Origin of the sequence: Glutamicibacter sp. NPDC087583, from assembly GCF_044743685.1 — a bacterium.
GTDB lineage: Bacteria > Actinomycetota > Actinomycetes > Actinomycetales > Micrococcaceae > Glutamicibacter.
This window is the reverse complement of sequence record NZ_JBIUWY010000002.1, coordinates 96,726-113,416: the sequence shown is the minus strand read 5'-3', so window position 1 is coordinate 113,416 and position 16,691 is coordinate 96,726. Positions and strand designations below refer to the sequence as shown.

The following is a 16,691-nucleotide window of genomic DNA, read 5'->3' as shown; positions in this document are numbered from 1 at the left end:
TCCTATGAGAATCATGGCAAGTGGGGGCGATCGTTCTGTGGGCCTGCTTCCATCTGCGCAGCCACAGGAAGCGCGCAGAAGCGCTCATCTGCGCGAAGTCTGAAACTCCGGACAATAAAAGCGATCCCCGTCACATTGCTGGGCCAGAGTCGCGTTGTATGGATAGCGCATCAAATCACGCTGATGCCCTCGCCCTCATCGACAAGGCGGTATCCAATGACAACTTCAAGCGTTGAAGCACAAAGCACTCTTCCGGTCGTTCTGCGATTCGTGATCTATAGCCTTATCGGTATTTTGTTCTTCTTCCTCCCCATCACCATCAACGGCAAGAGCACCATCCCGTTGGATCACTTGGTGACGTGGATTCAAACTGCCGCGGCACCGGTCGTTCCGTACATGATCTTGCTGATGCTCGTCTGCGGGACAGTTATTCCCTTCGTCACCGGAGGATGGAAGGCATCCAAGGTACGTGGCATATTCGCATTCCTGAACATCTTCGGGCTGGCTGTCGGCTGTTCGCTGCTCTTCAACTTTGCCCCGGCGTGGCTCAGCGATCCGGACATGGGTCCTTTTCTGCTGGACAAATTGGTCATTCCCGTTGGCTTGATCGTTCCAGTAGGTGCCATCTTCTTGGCCTTGCTAGTTGGCTACGGGCTGATGGAGTTCCTTGGTGTCTTCTGCCAACCGGTCATGCGTCCAATTTGGCGCACCCCGGGACGTTCGGCCGTGGATGCCGTGGCTTCCTTCGTGGGAAGCTACTCGCTGGGTCTGCTGATCACCGACCGCATGTACCGTGGCGGCCGCTACACGGGTCGCGAAGCTGCCATCATCGCTACCGGTTTTTCCACGGTGTCAGCCAGCTTCATGGTTATTGTTGCCAAGGCGCTGGACCTGATGGACCGCTGGAGCCTGTACTTCTGGCTGTCGCTGGTAGTCACCTTTGCGGTGACCGCCATTTCGGTGCGCATTCCGCCTTTGAGCCGGATTCCAGACACGACGTACCTGGGCATGGAACATGACAAGGAAAAACTGGTCACGGGCAATCGTGCACGCGTTGCCTGGAGCGAAGCCATGGGAGCCTCGCGGCGAGCGCCATCGCTGCTCAAGAATGTCGGCGCCAACGTATGGGATGGGCTGAAAATGGCCATGGCAATTTTGCCGTCCATTCTCTCTGTCGGATTGCTCGGACTGGTGGTTGCCCGCTTCACTCCAGTTTTCGACTGGCTAGGATACCTGTTTGTCCCATTTGCCTGGATCGTCGGGCTGGATGACCCGTTGCTGGCTGGCAAGGCTTCGGCTACCGGCATTGCTGAAATGTTCCTTCCAGCAACCCTCATTGCGGGACACGAATCCATCGAGCTGCGCATGGTGATCGCCATCGTTTGCGTCTCTGCAATCATCTTCTTTTCAGCATTGGTGCCATGCGTCCTGGCGACGCAGATTCCGCTGAACATCCCGCAGATGGTAGCTATCTGGTTCGTGCGCGTTGTCCTGACCATCCTCATCGCGACACCAATCGTGCGCATGCTGCTATAGGTCGGCTGCGCTGGCGCACGGCAGCTTGCGAAACCAATGGGTTGAACCGAGTGATGCTTTCCGATTCGACGCGACCACGCCATGTCGCGGCACTGTTGCAGCTTTGCGATTCCTGAATGCCGTTGCAAGGCGGAGACGATCCGTCGTTGAATGGTCGAACCGATACGACGGAAAGCAGGTTCCAATGAATCACTTACACGAATCAGGTGCTCCGATGCAGGGTGATCCGAGTATTCCCGACCAGCCAGAACCGCCAGCGCAACCGCCGACACCAGATGCTCCGCCAAGCCCGGCGCAGCCGGACGTACCACCAAGCCCTTCGCATCCGGATGGGCCGATCCCGCCCCCGGGCCCGCAGGATCCCACTGAGCCGGCGCCGGGGCACCCAACTGACCCCACGACTCCGCCACCGCCTGCATTCGCCTAGGCGCAACGACCGAGGCTGGCGACATCCAATGCCCTGCAGGAACCTGGTTCCTGCAGGGCATTGGCCATAACTGCAAGAAGTTGGGTCAAACGCCTATCGAGATCAAGGAGATCTGCCTCCGCTCGGCGATGCCCGTGAGCGCTTGCAGCAAGCCGGGACAGCGACGAAGCCAACCGGGTGAGCTATTTACCGAAGTCGGGATCGCAGGTAGAAGCGGAACGGTTATCGTGACCGCATCAATGTCCTCGTTCGCCGACGACGCAAGGACGCAAATCAACCGTGGGAACGCTATCGGGGCCGCTCAGGTAGCTCTACTGTCGCCGCGCATCGGTACAGTGGATCCAAGCAGTATTACTCTGCATTGGCGACCACCCTGTGAAAGGCGCAAATGGCACATTCAGTACAGGTGAAAGATCGAATTCGTGGAGTCCTGACCGGGATGGCTGCCGGAGATGCCCTGGGCGCGGGCTACGAATTCAACGCACCGTTGCCCGAATCCGCCAAAATCTCGATGATTGGTGGCGGGTTGGGCGATTTTGCGCCCGGGGAGTGGACCGACGACACCTCAATGGCCATAGTCATTGCCCAGGGCCTGCTGGATTCCAACGGCAAGCTTGATGGTGCCGCGAGCAACTACATGGTTCGGGAATGGGCCAAATGGGCGACGAACGCACCAGACGTCGGCAACCAGACGCGGGCAGTCCTTGCCCACGCCCAGCATGTTGCGTCTGCTGACGGAAGAGCCGAGCCGACCGCTGATGATGCGCTAGCTGGTTCTGAACAGATTCACCGGAGAACTGGCCGCTCCGGCGGGAACGGCAGTCTCATGCGCACAGCGCCCGTGGCGCTGGCTTATCTGTCTGAACCGCCTGCTGCCGCATTCGAAGCTGCGGCAGCTATCAGCAAGCTGACCCATTTTGATGATGAAGCCGCTGAGGCCTGCGGGCTTTGGACAGTAGCCATTCACCACGCTGTGCTCACCGGCGAACTAGATATTCGCAGTGGTCTTGCGATGCTTGAACCAGAACGCGCACAAGCATGGGAGCAGCGCATCCACCAGGCCGAAAACCATCGACCTCGGGACTTCACAAATAACGGTTGGGTCGTTGAAGCGTTCCAAGGTGCTTGGAGCGCGATCGCCACCGCCGAACCGGAAGACGGGAACGCTCGCTTGGTTCCGGTGCTGGAAGCGGCTGTTCGCGGAGGCGTGGATACCGACACCGTGGCAGCCATCGCCGGATCGCTCATTGGCGCAGCTTCCGGGTTCTCGAGTGTTCCGGCGCAGTGGGTGGATATGGTCCACGGTTGGCCCGGAATGAGGATGCAACAGCTTGTCGATATTTCGAGTGAGCTCGCGGGCTAAGTTCTCCTGCGGGATCTTGCTTCTAGTCCCGGGCTGGTCGTCGAGCTTCCAGCTTCTGTGGCAGCACGATGCTGACTTCGTGGCGCACCCCACGCGCACCGAGGCCAGTCAGATCAATCGCTAGAAACCAGGGTCCGGAATGGGGCACCTTGATTCGGTATGGAGCACGGCGTGCCAGTCCACCGTATGCTTCGAATTCTTCACCGTCCTGGAATGCCGCGAAATTTTCCGGATCCATCAACCGCAGATGAGCCGGTCCACTGAGAGTCACTACCAAGATGCTTCCCCGCTCAATGAAATCCCAATAATGTTCAGCAAAATTAGGCTCCGCCAATGCCAGCCTCCTCGATCCCAGGTGATCCGCCGAGCAACGGACCCAGACCCATTAACTCAAATTCAGGCCAGTGTCGCCAACGCACCCAAGGCAAGAGCACTGTACCGGTTCGGGCATTTGCAACGGCAAAGCTGCAGGAGTCTGGAGAACGGGGTCTTCTGGTCTTTGGGGTGCGTCGCGTTGCCACCTCAACCGATGCCAGATCCGCGATCGCAAGAGGGTTAGTGGCAATTACCATTCGAGCTGCCGGCAGGTGGCATGAGCCGATCGCTGCATTGGACGAGCCGGAAGCCATCGGCTATTGGGTCCCGGATACCGGGGCAAGGAAGCAATATGACGACTCGAACGATTCGATCTCAACCGGATTGACGTGCTAGGCGGCAATTAATCCGCTGCTCGCGATAGCGTACCTAAGTGGGATGAAGTAACGCACAACTTGGGTCATGGCGGCCCAGAGCAATGAGGCAAAGTTCATGGATTTACTGACGGGCATTGGCCTGGAACAACTGCGAATGTGGATTTGGATTCTGGTGATTGGTTTTGCCGTGGCGGCGGGGCTATGGCGGCGGCACCAGCTAGTGGCGGTCGCCCTGGCCTCGGTGCTCTTATTCGCCGCTGCCAGCGCCGGTGCCGGGATCTATATCCTGAAGCGGCCAGGTGATCCGCGATGGACCATGGGCGAGCCTCCGGTGAATGCCCCTGATCTTTCCGGAATACCAGTTGTGGGCAAGCAACTGGCTCCCGTGGAATCTGCATTGGAATCGATTGCCGGGGGAGTGAATTCCTTCTGGGAATTCAATCAGGCCCTGCCGGTGGCCCTCGACTTCTTTGAACGCAGCGGCTGGGCCCTGCTCGCGGCCATTCCGCTGATCATCGCCATGATGATCAAGACTTTCAGGGCTGCCAGCCGCCGCAGGCAGGAACTGAAGAACCTCAGTGGTGCCGTGGCGCAACTCCAATCCGAGCTTGCCGCGATCAAGGGGAATTTGTCTGAGCAGGGCACTGCGGCCGAGGCTCCAGAACAGGGCAGCCAACGGGAGAACGCAGGCACTCGTAGATCGCGCCGGGGCGAATGAACGTTAATTAGCCAGACGCGAAACGGCGCCGGATCTGTCCTGCACTGCTGGACAAGACCGGCACCGTTCTCTGCGACCCGAGTGAGCTGGGGTAACTAGGCCAACGTCGCGGTATCGATTACGAAGCGGTAGCGGACATCGGATGCCAGCACGCGCTCGTAAGCCTCATTGATCTGCGTGGCACCGATGACCTCGATCTCTGCGCCAATGCCATGCTGGGCACAGAAATCCAGCATCTCCTGGGTTTCCTCGATGCCGCCGATCTGCGAACCTGCGAAGGAACGGCGTCCCCCGATCAGTGCGAAGGCATTGACAGGCAACGGTTCTGCCGGAGCACCAACGTTGACCATGGTGCCGTTCACGCGCAGCAGTCCGAGGTAGGCACTGACGTCGATGGAAGCGCTGACGGTGTTGATGATCAGGTCGAACTTCTTCTGCAGATCCTTGAAGGTGTTCTCATCGCTGGTGGCCCGGTAGTCGGTTGCGCCCAGCTTCAGTCCATCATCCTTCTTCTTCAGCGACTGCGACAGAACGGTGACCTCAGCGCCCATGGCACTGGCGATCTTGACCGCCATGTGGCCCAGGCCGCCGAGTCCCACGACGGCAATCTTCTTGCCCGGCCCTGCACCCCAGTGCCTCAGCGGGGAGAAGGTGGTGATGCCGGCGCAAAGCAGGGGCGCGGCAACATCCAGATCGATGCCTTCAGGAATGTTCAGGGCGAAGTTCTCGGTAACCACGACATGCGTGGCGTAGCCACCTTGGGTCATGCTGCCATCACGGTCAAGAGCACCGTAGGTACCAACACTCTGCTCGCAGAATTGCTGGTCTCCGGCAAGGCAGTTCTCGCATTCCATGCAGGAATTGACCATGCAGCCCACGCCAACGCGGTCGCCCACCTTGTGCTTGGTTACCTCTGACCCGACTTCGGCAATGATGCCGGCAATTTCGTGGCCCGGGACCAGCGGATAGTTCTGGTTTCCCCATTCTCCGCGCACCGTGTGGATGTCGGAGTGGCAGATGCCGGAGAACTTGATATCAATCAAGACATCGTGCGGACCTACTGCACGACGTTCAATCTGCGTCGGAATGAGTCCATCAGTCGCAGAGTGCGCTGCGTATGCATTGACCATAGTTGCCATCAGGTTTTTCCTTTGTCTTGCGGGTTGCGACTGGAAATGTTCTGGACTGCGGCGATTGCCGCGGTCCGTCAGGGCAAAGCCCATGGAGAACAACAATCGACAGGCTATGAATAATCCCGGCTGGAGAAAATTTCCTTCCGCAGGTTTCCCTGCCTAAATGAGGATCAACGCGCACCGTGCTGGTTGCGCCCGGGGATCGCCAGGGCAGCAGCGCCGCATGATCTTCGCTGGTTGCCCAGGCTGCAAGGCCGCTCTCAAACGATGAATGGCAGCGACGCAAGTGGCTGGCACGCGCCTATCGCCCAAGAACTGCGTCTTTTGCCAATTCCCGGTAGGCTAGTACCTGGGTCTGCATGTTCTATGCGGGCCCCAAAAGAAAATAACTCCCAGGGCTGACTGACCGTTGGTCCCGACCGCCAGTTTCGCGGTCCTCGGTAGTGACTTTCGCTAGGGCAAATATGCGCCCCAGCGCGGGTCTCGATCGAAGACCAGATCTGGGTAGGGCCACACGGTTCGCTCATCCACCACGTGGGAGCGATCGAAAGGAGCACCCCCTTAATGGAGGGTCCAGAAATCCAATTCGCCGAAGCACAGATCGACAACGGTCGCTACGGCACCCGCACCATTCGCTTCGAAACCGGCCGCATTGCCAAGCAGGCTGCAGGTTCGGCAATGGTCTACATCGATGACGAGACCGCACTGCTCTCGGCAACTACCGCTGGCAAGCACCCACGCGAAGGCTTCGACTTCTTCCCACTGACCGTGGACGTTGAAGAGCGCATGTACGCAGCCGGCCGCATCCCAGGCAGCTTCTTCCGCCGCGAAGGCCGCCCATCGACCGAAGCCATCCTGGCTTGCCGCCTGATGGACCGCCCACTGCGCCCAGCCTTCGTCAAGGGCCTGCGCAACGAGGTCCAGGTTGTCGTCACCGTGCTGTCCATCGAGCCAGATGAGCTGTACGACGTCGTAGCGATCAACGCTTCGTCGATGTCCACCCAGCTTTCGGGTCTGCCATTCTCCGGCCCAATCGGCGGCGTTCGCGTTGCACTGGTTGATGACGGAAACGGCGCACAGTGGGTTGCCTTCCCACGCCACTCCGAGCTGAAGAACGCTGTCTTCAACATGGTTGTTGCCGGCCGTATCGCTGGCGACGACGTTGCCATCATGATGGTGGAAGCTGAAGCTACCGACAACGCTTGGGAACTGATCAAGGAACGCGGCGTCCAGGCTCCAACCGAAGAGGTTGTCGCTGAGGGCCTTGAGGCTGCGAAGCCATTCATCAAGGTCCTGTGCGAGGCCCAGGCCGACCTGGCTGCTCGCGCTGCCAAGGAAACCGTTGAATTCCCGGTCTTCCGCGATTACGAAGAAGATGCCTTCGCCGCTGTCGAGGCTGCTGCTTCGATCCGCTTGACGGAGATCTACACCATCGCTGACAAGCAGGAGCGCGACAACGCTGCCAGCGCATACAAGGAAGAGATCGTTGCATCGCTGGCTGGCGAAGGCAACGCTTTCGCAGGCCGCGAGGGTGAAATCTCCAAGGCATTCGGCGCTGTTACCAAGCACATCGTGCGCCAGCGCATCCTGACCGACCAGATCCGCATCGACGGCCGCGGCCTTGCTGACATCCGCCAGCTCTCCGCCGAGGTCGAGGTTCTGCCTCGCGTTCACGGTTCGGCAATCTTCGAGCGTGGCGAAACCCAGATCATGGGCGTCACCACCTTGAACATGCTGAAGATGGAACAGCAGATCGACTCGCTGTCGCCGGTGAAGACCAAGCGCTACATGCACAACTACAACTTCCCTCCATACTCGACCGGTGAAACCGGCCGTGTTGGTTCGCCTAAGCGCCGCGAAATCGGCCATGGCGCACTGGCTGAGCGCGCACTGGTTCCAGTGCTGCCTAGCCGCGAGGAATTCCCATACGCAATCCGCCAGGTCTCCGAGGCATTGGGCTCCAACGGCTCGACCTCCATGGGCTCGGTTTGCGCATCGACCCTGTCGCTGCTGAACGCTGGCGTGCCACTGAAGGCTGCCGTTGCAGGCATCGCCATGGGCCTGGTTTCGGACACCGTAGACGGCGAAACCCGTTACGCTGCCCTGACCGATATCCTCGGTGCCGAAGATGCCATGGGCGACATGGACTTCAAGGTTGCAGGTACCTCCGAGTTCGTTACCGCGATCCAGCTGGACACCAAGCTGGATGGTATTCCGGCATCGGTTCTGGCCGCCGCGCTGACCCAGGCTCGCGAAGCACGCCTGCACATCCTGAACGTTCTGAACCAGGCTATCGACGCTCCGGATGAACTGAACGTCAACGCTCCACGAATCATCTCCGTGAAGATTCCAGTGGACAAGATCGGCGAGGTCATCGGCCCTAAGGGCAAGATGATCAACCAGATCCAGGAAGACACCGGCGCTGACATCTCGATCGAAGATGACGGCACCGTGCTGATCGGCGCAACCAACGGCGAGTCCGCTGAAGCCGCCCGCTCGGCCATCAACGCTATTGCCAACCCTCAGGTTCCTGAGGTCGGCGAGCGTTACCTGGGTACCGTCGTGAAGCTGACCACCTTCGGTGCGTTCGTTTCGCTGACCCCGGGCAAGGACGGCCTGCTGCACATCTCCGAGCTGCGCAAGATCAACGATGGCAAGCGTGTCGAGGACGTCGAAGACGTCGTCGGCGTTGGCCAGAAGCTGCAGGTGGAGATCACCAAGATTGATGACCGTGGCAAGCTGTCGCTGGCTCCAGTCGTCGAGGAAGAAGCTGAAGAAGCAGTTGCTGCTGAGTAGTCTTTAGATTCTTGCTGAAAACCCCGATTCGCTTGGCGAATCGGGGTTTTTGCTTATTCTTGCCCGGGAGCAGGTTCCTGCCAAAGTCTTTGGCGGTCCTGGCTGGAGGCAAGACCTGATGACGCAGCCAATTGAACTCTCATAGATCTTCTCCAAGTTCCAAAGCGGGTGCCGCTTGGCGGAGAGAACCTATCGCGGGGGCTCGCGCTTCCAATTCAAGAAGCATCTGCAGTGCCTCGCGAGAAATTGTGCGCAAGGCATTTCCACTGCGCCGCGCTGCCCTTTCGGACGACCTCAGTGGAGTTTCTCAGGCGCTAGCTGCCAGCCTGATACCCAGTACCTTGCGGGCCGCAGCTAGCGCCGGACAACACGTGCTGTACCCCATTGCCGCTTTCCAGCCACGTTGGCTTTGGGCGGAGGCAAGCACTGACCTTAACCAGATAAAACCATCTGGGTCAGATGGACTGCGGAGAGTTGAACCAGCGGTCCTAGTGTCCAGAGTGTACTCGTTCCGGTTCGCTCAGGCGCAGAGCCGCAGGCGGGAAGGCGCTGATACCCCTGATTCGATCGCTGGCCACCTAGGATAGGAACGAGGAATAGAAAAAGTAGCCGTAGCGCAAATGAAGGACGTTGAACCAGTGGATATCGGGGGAACGAAACTGCAGCATCAGAATCTGCTGGTGACGCTGTACGGCCTGTATGGCGAATCGGCCAGTGGCTCTTTCCCTGTTTCTATCATCGTCGAGATGTTCGATGCCTTGGGTATCAGGTCGCAAGCAATCCGCTCCACCATTTCACGGTTGAAAAGCCGCGGCGTGCTAATTAACGAACGCGCAGGGAACGAATCCCAGTACCAGCTCTCCGCCGAGGTTATGGACAGCTTCCGGAAGGACGACCAACGGATCTTTGCTCCTTCGCGTTCAACCTCCGGGGACTCCTTGGTGCTGGCTATTTTTTCCGTACCCGAGAGCGAGCGGAATCGCCGGTACGAACTGCGCACCGAGCTGGCTAGCTTAGGGTTCGGGATGGTCTCCGGAGGAGTGGCCGTGGGGCCGCATCTGGCATTCGAGCAGGCTAAGGTCCGCTTGGATGCGCGAGGATTGTCCAAGTACGTCGAGTTCTTCAAGGCTGACTACATGTCCCCTGCCGATATCCGGGACAAGGTTGCCCAATGGTGGGATCTTGAAGCACTGGACCATCAGTACACCGACTTCCTCCAGTTGTATGTCGGACGCTTAGGAACGTGGCAGCAACGGCTAGCTGATCCCGTCGAGTCAGCCGAGCAGCGCTCGGAACTGGAGCGGGCGGCTTTCGCCTTCTATATTCCGATGCTTACGCGCTGGCGGCGTTTCCCTTATCGGGATCCGAATTTGCCCTTCGAATACCTGCCTGATGGGTGGAAAGCTCCGCAGGCCAAGAAGACCTTCCTGGCGTTGCACGCGCTGTTGTCCCCGCATGCGGAGCTATACGCGAGTCGGCTACTCGGCTCGCGCGTCGACTAGTACCTGCCGCATCCAGGTCTGCACGGCCTGCCAATGATGCTGCTGCGGGTCGATGATTTCAAAGTGGTCCAGCGACCGGTGGATCATTTGTTCCGGCAGAACGTGTCCGGCCAGGGAATCCAGGTATTCCCGCGTGTGCTCCAGCGGTACCCGGTCGTCGTTGAACCCGTGGACCAAGAGCGTTGGCACCGAAGGCGGTGGGGCCTGGATTGGCGAAGCATCGTGGTAGATTGCCGGAATCCCGGCCGGAGAATCGCCGAAATATTCCATTGCTGCACCATCGCCGAGGGATTCTGCATGCACCTTGGAAGCATCGGTGACTGGAGCGAGGCCTACCACGGCATCGGCGAAATTGGAGTTCAGCAGCGCCAATTGACCGCCGACCGAATGTCCGATAAGAATAGCTGCCTCGGATTGGCCCTGGTATCGCAACGTGCTGCGCACGAGCTGGATTGCCGCGGCCACATCGAAAGATGGGGTGGGCCACGGGTGGTCCGGACCGCGCCGGTATTCCACGTTGGCCACGCTCCAGCCAGAGCGCAGCAAATCGTCAGCCATCGGTTGCATCACGCTGGCGGTGATCCGCTGGCGCCAGTAGCCGCCGTGGACCAGGACCGCAGTGCCCAGGGAAGGCTGTTTGAACGGGTGCGCCAGGATGAAATGCTGGTCGGGATGATCCCCGTACTTGAGCAACTCGGACTCTCGCGTATTTTGCGGCACTGCGCTTTTTCCTTCCATCCTGCGGCGGCCGGCAGGAGTATCCCTGCCGGCCACGTAGTAATTTCTGCCAATGCTAGTCTGCGCCGGGTACGGATCCCGGTGGCAGGAAGTCCACGTCACGCAGTGCTGAGAGGCGGACAACTTCCTCCGGGTCAGACAAGTTGTGAAGCTCATCGAAGAGCGTGGACAGTTGTCCCGAAGGGCTTACCCAAAAGAGCGATTTGCCCGGTGCGCCATCCTTGACGTAGTAGGCGTGAGGAAGTCCCATGGGCATGCGGACGGTATCGCCAGGCCCGGCCTTGAACCATTCGCCGTCCAGGTACAGGGTGTAAGTGCCTTCCATTATGTAAATGTGCTCATCTTGCTTAGGGTGCACGTGCGGAGGCACACCGGTTCCAGTGGGATCAAGGGAAAGCCATGCAAAGCTGCTGGAACTCTCGACCTTGGAGAGATAGGTGTGGCCGAGGACATTCCACGTCTTGTTGCCCATTGATTCACTGGCCAAAGTTATGCCCTTGGGCAGATCGCCCAGAATGATTTCTTGGCCTTGCTGCTGTTCCATGATGACTCCTTAACGGGTAGATGGCTGGTGCGTCCAGCATGGCATGAATCACATTAGATATGCAATAGGTCTTGCGATCGCAAAATTCGGTGTATAGGATTTCTATCACTTCGGCCTATGCTGCCGGACTCTTCACTACCCTCGCAATTCACGCATCGCGGTCCAAGGGACCCGTTGCTGCACTCTACGAGTAAGGCACCAATGTGAATACCACTCAGGTAAAAGGAATGAGCGTCTACACGCTTGGCACCGGAGGCGGCCCGATCGTTTCCAGTTCCCGTGCTGGCACCAGCACGGCGATCAGGGTCGATGGGGCAACCTACGTGATTGACTGCGGCATGGGAAGCATCCGCAATTACCGGTCGCATGCCGAATGGGGCGAATTGCGCGCGGTGCTGCTGACCCATCACCACTCGGACCACATCTACGATCTCGGCGCCTATCTGGTGACCGGGTGGCAGGTCCCGGGGGAGTCTTTCGCCCGGCCTATCCAAGTTTTCGGCCCTGGACGTCCCAATCGCATCCCCGCCCTTGGCCCGGAGCACGAGCAGCAGATCGCTTCGCGCGTCGCCGAGCGGGAAATGACCAGCACCGAAGAAATCGTCGATGCGCTGCTGGACAAGGTCTTCTCCTCCGACGTGTTGATCCGCATGGCCGATGAAGGCCGCGACGAACCCCACGAATGGATCCAGTCGCAGAACATCCAGATCCCCGAGGCATCCGGGGCCTGCGCAGTTGAAAACCGCCACCCGGAAATGGAGCCCTTTGAGATCTACCGAGATGAGCTGGTGGCGATCTCCGCGATTCTGGTCGACCACCGCTTGTGCTTCCCGGCATTCGCCTTCCGGATCGACTCGCGCTACGGTTCCGTCGTGGTCTCCGGAGACACCGCCTACTCCGAGAACTGCATCAGGCTCGCCCGCGGAGCTGACTTGCTGCTGCATGAGGTCATCGATCTGCCTGGCATCCTGGCGACATTCCCGGACGGCCCGACGCGCGATGGCATCGAAGTGCATTTGCGTGAATCGCACACGCCGTACAGCGAGGTGGGCAAGGTCGCCGCGAAAGCCGAAGTCGGCGCGCTGGTGCTGCATCACATCGTTCCCAACACCCCCGGTGCCGCTGATCTGGAAGCTATGCTGGAGACCGCACGCGGTGATTTCGCGGGGAATGTATCCATCGCCGAGGACAATGACGTCTTCAGCATCGGCCCGGCGGCGCTGGAACTCTCCGCGGCCGATTCCAAGGGGAGCTTGGTATGAGTACGACACAGAATCTCGCGGACCACACCTTGCGTGCGGCCATCGCCAACGGCAAAATGAACCGGCGCGCCTGGATGGTGACCGGCATGCTGGTACTCTTCCAGATCGTGAACTTCGCCGACAAAGCTGTCCTGGGGCTCGTGGCTGATCCCGCCATGCGCGAACTCGGGTTGACTGCCGGTCAGTTCGGCTTCATCGGCAGCGCCTTCTTCTTCCTCTTCGCCATTGTCGGCGTTATTGTCGGCTTCCTGGCCGGAAAGGTATCCACCCGCTGGATCTTGCTGACCATGGGCATTGCCTGGGCAGTCCTGCAGTTCCCGATGCTCTTCGGCGGAGGCGCGGCAATCCTGCTGGTCACACGCATCCTGCTGGGTGGAGCCGAGGGGCCGGCGACCCCCATTTCGCTGCAGCATGCCCACGGCTGGTTCAATGCGAAGGAACGTGGGCTGCCCAGCAGCGTCATCGCTGCCGGTTCAACCCTGGGGCCGATCCTCGCGGCTCCTGCCCTTGCATGGATCATCGCCAACCCGGCCCTGGGCTGGCGCTGGGCCTTCGGTTTCCTGGGGATCTTCGGGCTGCTCTGGAGCGTAGCGTGGCTGCTTCTGGGCCGCGACGGCCCGTACAGCCATTCCACGGCGGGCAAGGCACAGGCGAAAGCCGGTGCCATCTCGTTGGCGGAGGACCAGCAGCAGGCTGGGCAGAAACCGGAACCGGTCGCCGAATTCGACCTGCAGGGCAAGGGGAGCATTGCGGATTCCTCCGATCTGCTGAAAATCGTGCCGATTCGACGAGTCCTGGGCTCGTGGATGTTCGTGGCAGCGGTGCTCGCAGGTGCCGGCTGCTTCTGGGCGCAGGGTTTCTTGACCACGTGGTCCCCGAAATATCTGGGATCCGTCGTTGCCCTGACACCGGAAATGATCGGTTTGGTCTCCACCTTCCCCTGGGTGATCGGCGCTATCGCGCTGCTGGTTTTGGGCTTCGGCTCCCGCTACTTGATGAAGCGCGGCGTGACGGTTCGCTGGGCCATGGGCGCCCTGTTCGGCGCAACGTTGCTGATTTCCGGGGTCTGCTTCTCGATCCTGCCCTTCCTCTCCGGCTACGCCGCCGTGGCGATGCTGACTCTCGGTGCCGGTACGGCAATGATCTATCCCTTGGCTCCCACGGCAATCGCCTTCAGCGTCTGCTCCAGGCAGCGCGCGGCCCTCATGGCCACGCTCACTGGACTGGCTTCGGTGGGCGGCGTGGTCGCTCCCGCAATGGTCGGTGGCCTGATGGACAGCGCGGGCTATATTCCCAGCCCTAAGGGCGTGGCTGACTCGGCGGAGATGGCCGAGTTGCTGGCTCAGGGCATGAATGCCTCATTCGGGATGATCGGAATCTACCTGGTTGTTGTTGGCATCTTCTGCGTCTTGATGCTCAATCCGGACCGGACAGCGCGCAAGCTGCAGACCAGCTTCACGTTCACCGGCTAGCCAAGATCGCCCCGGATCGAGCTGCAGGATCCCATCGGCCAAGTCGCAACGGCCGATGGGATTCTGCTGCACATGGCGATCCGCGGCCTAGCTCCTATGGATGCCGGTGGGAGTGATGGCGCAGGAAGCATGGCCGCACTCAGGGCAGGCATTCATGGAATGCGCTGCAATGCCTGCATGGCTGTTTCGCCTTTTGGAAAATCCCTTTGCATTCCACCCGGCCATCGTTTCCCCGGTGCCAGCGCACTTGCATTTCGCAAGTGCGATCTTGCCGGCAAGCAGACTCTTGGCAGGCCCGGGGGTGCTGGAAAAGGATAAAACCGTGGCACACCGCTGTGCGCGGTGTGCCACGGTTCGGGACGTTCGTGCTGGAAGGTGCGCAGAGCCAAGGCTAATCGGACGCGAAGGCCTGTTTGGCCTCGGCAGATCGGGCGGCATCTGGTTTGATGCGTGGTGGAATCATCGCCACGGAAATGGCGGCGACTACGCCGACGATGGCGAAGAATACGAAATTGAACTCGAAGCTGATGCCCGAAGCCGCGATCCAGCCGCCGATGATGGGGCCGGAGATGGCGCCGATGCGGGCGAAGGACAATGCCCAGCCCGTGGCCGTGCCGCGTTGCGCGGCCGGGTAGTAATCGGCAATGTATCCGGTGAGAACCAGCGACGTGGAAATCGAGCCGATGCCGGCGAAGGCCACGAAGAACAGATTGACCAGCATAGTATTGGGGAACATCAGCAGGAGGATGCCTCCCGCACCGAGCAGGTAGAAAATCACCAGAATGGTCTTCTGCCCGTACTTGTCGGCGAGGAAGCCCAGGGCCAGTCCGCCGGCGGCTGAGGCGAGGGAGAAGACCAGCAGGAATGTTAGCGAGGAACCGAGGTTGTACCCTGCGCTGCGCATGATCTGCGGCAGCCAGGTATTCAAGCCGTAGACCAGGACCATGCCGCAGAATAGCGAGATCCAGAAGAAGATGGTTGATCGCAAGTACGTTGCGGAGAACATGGAAGCCATGACCTGGCGCCAGGGGGCCTTGCCGGTGCGAACCGGTGGCGCCACGGGCTCGTAATCGGGGATGCTGTGCCGGGTGGCCAGTGCTTTGGCTTCGCTGATCCGCCCCTTGGATACCAGATATTCAAGGGATTCGGGAAGCATCCAGGCAACTAAGGGAAGTAGAACTACAGGTAATGCGCCCACCGCGATAACCCCGCGCCAACCTATCGCGGGCAGAAGCGACATAGCGACCAAGGCAGCGGCGACGATTCCCAGGGAATAGCCTGAGTACATGATGCCGTAGTTAAGTGAGCGTTTCTTGGGTGGCGAATACTCGATGGTCAGCGCGGCGGCCACCGGGATGATGCCGCCCATACCCAGTCCGCCGATCAGCCTGAAGAGGCCGAATATCTCGGGAGTAGGAGCTAGCGCGGCACCGGCTTGGGTGATTGTGAAGACTAGCATGGCCAGCAGGAGCATGCGCTTACGGCCGATGATGTCGCTGAGCGTGCCGATGAACAGTGCGCCGAAGAGCATGCCCACCAACGCGTAGGCTCCGAGGCCGCCGAGCTCCATGGGACTCAGCGACCATTCCTTGTATTCGGCCAATGCCGGGAGCACTGCACCGAGCACGCCGACGTCGTAGCCTTCGGCCAGGATGGCCAGCCAGCAGGCGAAGAGCACCATTGAGGTGGTTCGTTTGGGGATTTTCCAATCCGCGGCTGCGGGGGATTTCGGCATTTGTTCAATCTCCTTGTGTGGGTAGGGCGGAGTTCTTGGAACACCAATAGGATTATCACGTTAAAGTGACGTGCGTTACAATAGCTATACACTTTTTATTTAGGGGGATCTTGATGCCTGCATTCGCGGGAATGGACGAATCCGGGCAGTTGTTGCAGCAGCTCGCCGCAGACTTCATCGCGTCGGGAATCGCAGGAACGGCGTTGGAGCGAACCATTGAATGGGTTGATACCGATGCTGCGGGGCATCATCATAATTCAGCCATCTTGCGCTTCGTCGAGGCGGCCGAAGCCAAACTGTTTCGCGAGGCTGGCGCGGAGTCCTACTTCTCCATCTCGCCACGAGTCCGCCATGAGGTCGACTATCGGGCCAAGCTGTATTTCGGCCAAGCGGTGACCATCGCGATTCGCGTGGAGAAGGTCGGGGCCAGTTCGATGTCGTTCGGATTCAAGGTCTGGGGGCATGCGCACCAAGGGCGCGGGTTCGCGCTGGCCGCTGAAGGCCGTTTCGTGACAGTGTGCGTTCCAGTTGGCGGTGAGTCATCTGCCCCCTGGCCCCGTGAAATCCTCGCTGGCATTGATGCTGGTTCCTGAGCGCGGCACCGCGCCCCGTGCGAGCTGGTGGATATATGCGCGAGCCAGATTTGCGGAACTAGGTCTTCGCCCCTGGTTCTCCTTCGGGTGGCCTGTTGGCTAGCAGAGGTGGTGCTGGTAGATTGAAGCTAATTCCGCGAATGTGACGACCGTCAGGATCTCTCTATCGTCGGAATGTGT

General features: G+C 59.8%; 13 protein-coding genes. 8 read left to right on the top strand and 5 right to left on the bottom strand.

Annotation, left to right across the window (positions count from 1 at the left end; translation table 11 throughout):
• The first annotated feature begins 216 nt into the window (after positions 1 to 216).
• Positions 217 to 1,536 (top strand): YjiH family protein, encoded by a 1,320-nt coding sequence (locus ACIOU9_RS06690; protein WP_402696360.1) that lies wholly within the window; start codon positions 217 to 219, stop codon positions 1,534 to 1,536.
• An 815-nt stretch (positions 1,537 to 2,351) separates the two neighbouring features.
• On the top strand, positions 2,352 to 3,326 hold the full coding sequence (locus ACIOU9_RS06685) for an ADP-ribosylglycohydrolase family protein (protein ID WP_105658215.1): 975 nt from the start codon (positions 2,352 to 2,354) through the stop codon (positions 3,324 to 3,326).
• A 22-nt stretch (positions 3,327 to 3,348) separates the two neighbouring features.
• Here the strand turns inward: ACIOU9_RS06685 and ACIOU9_RS06680 are convergent, their stop codons facing one another.
• The gene (locus tag ACIOU9_RS06680) at positions 3,349 to 3,660 is read right to left on the bottom strand and encodes a DUF1883 domain-containing protein (protein ID WP_166650648.1); all 312 of its coding nucleotides are present in this window, start codon (positions 3,658 to 3,660) and stop codon (positions 3,349 to 3,351) included.
• A gap of 473 nt (positions 3,661 to 4,133) precedes the next feature.
• Between ACIOU9_RS06680 and ACIOU9_RS06675 the strand changes: the two genes are divergently transcribed.
• The gene (locus ACIOU9_RS06675; RefSeq protein ID WP_133832980.1) at positions 4,134 to 4,736 is read left to right on the top strand and encodes a hypothetical protein; all 603 of its coding nucleotides are present in this window, start codon (positions 4,134 to 4,136) and stop codon (positions 4,734 to 4,736) included.
• A 95-nt stretch (positions 4,737 to 4,831) separates the two neighbouring features.
• Here ACIOU9_RS06675 and ACIOU9_RS06670 read toward each other — a convergent pair whose 3' ends face one another.
• Positions 4,832 to 5,875 carry an NAD(P)-dependent alcohol dehydrogenase gene (locus tag ACIOU9_RS06670; RefSeq protein WP_105658212.1) on the bottom strand — a complete coding sequence of 348 codons (1,044 nt, stop codon included), beginning with the start codon at positions 5,873 to 5,875 and terminating at the stop codon, positions 4,832 to 4,834.
• Between the two features lie 558 nt (positions 5,876 to 6,433).
• On the opposite strand from ACIOU9_RS06670, the gene ACIOU9_RS06665 reads away from it, so the two are divergent.
• Both ACIOU9_RS06665 and ACIOU9_RS06660 read left to right on the top strand, forming a co-directional pair.
• Positions 6,434 to 8,665, top strand: a complete 2,232-nt coding sequence (locus ACIOU9_RS06665; protein ID WP_105658211.1) for a polyribonucleotide nucleotidyltransferase — start codon at positions 6,434 to 6,436, stop codon at positions 8,663 to 8,665.
• A 620-nt stretch (positions 8,666 to 9,285) separates the two neighbouring features.
• Positions 9,286 to 10,167: a PaaX family transcriptional regulator C-terminal domain-containing protein gene (locus ACIOU9_RS06660; protein ID WP_105658210.1), complete on the top strand. Its 882-nt coding sequence runs from the start codon at positions 9,286 to 9,288 to the stop codon at positions 10,165 to 10,167.
• On the opposite strand, the gene ACIOU9_RS06655 is transcribed toward ACIOU9_RS06660, so the two are convergent.
• Together ACIOU9_RS06655 and ACIOU9_RS06650 are read right to left on the bottom strand one after the other, a co-directional pair.
• Complete coding sequence (locus ACIOU9_RS06655; RefSeq protein WP_181148899.1) at positions 10,144 to 10,887, bottom strand: alpha/beta hydrolase; 744 nt, start codon at positions 10,885 to 10,887, stop codon at positions 10,144 to 10,146. The two genes, ACIOU9_RS06660 and ACIOU9_RS06655, sit on opposite strands and share 24 nt — an antisense overlap.
• A gap of 73 nt (positions 10,888 to 10,960) precedes the next feature.
• The gene (locus tag ACIOU9_RS06650) at positions 10,961 to 11,449 is read right to left on the bottom strand and encodes a cupin domain-containing protein (RefSeq protein WP_105658208.1); all 489 of its coding nucleotides are present in this window, start codon (positions 11,447 to 11,449) and stop codon (positions 10,961 to 10,963) included.
• Positions 11,450 to 11,676: 227 nt separating this feature from the next.
• On the opposite strand from ACIOU9_RS06650, the gene ACIOU9_RS06645 reads away from it, so the two are divergent.
• Complete coding sequence (locus ACIOU9_RS06645) at positions 11,677 to 12,711, top strand: MBL fold metallo-hydrolase (protein WP_105658207.1); 1,035 nt, start codon at positions 11,677 to 11,679, stop codon at positions 12,709 to 12,711.
• Positions 12,708 to 14,183, top strand: coding sequence for an MFS transporter (locus ACIOU9_RS06640; protein ID WP_105658206.1), 1,476 nt, complete (start codon positions 12,708 to 12,710; stop codon positions 14,181 to 14,183). Before ACIOU9_RS06645 ends, ACIOU9_RS06640 begins: the two co-directional genes overlap by 4 nt.
• 391 nt (positions 14,184 to 14,574) lie before the next feature.
• On the opposite strand, the gene ACIOU9_RS06635 is transcribed toward ACIOU9_RS06640, so the two are convergent.
• On the bottom strand, positions 14,575 to 15,918 hold the full coding sequence (locus ACIOU9_RS06635) for an aromatic acid/H+ symport family MFS transporter (protein WP_105658205.1): 1,344 nt from the start codon (positions 15,916 to 15,918) through the stop codon (positions 14,575 to 14,577).
• A 113-nt stretch (positions 15,919 to 16,031) separates the two neighbouring features.
• On the opposite strand from ACIOU9_RS06635, the gene ACIOU9_RS06630 reads away from it, so the two are divergent.
• Positions 16,032 to 16,511 (top strand): thioesterase family protein, encoded by a 480-nt coding sequence (locus tag ACIOU9_RS06630; protein ID WP_286134283.1) that lies wholly within the window; start codon positions 16,032 to 16,034, stop codon positions 16,509 to 16,511.
• The last annotated feature ends 180 nt before the right edge of the window (positions 16,512 to 16,691 follow it).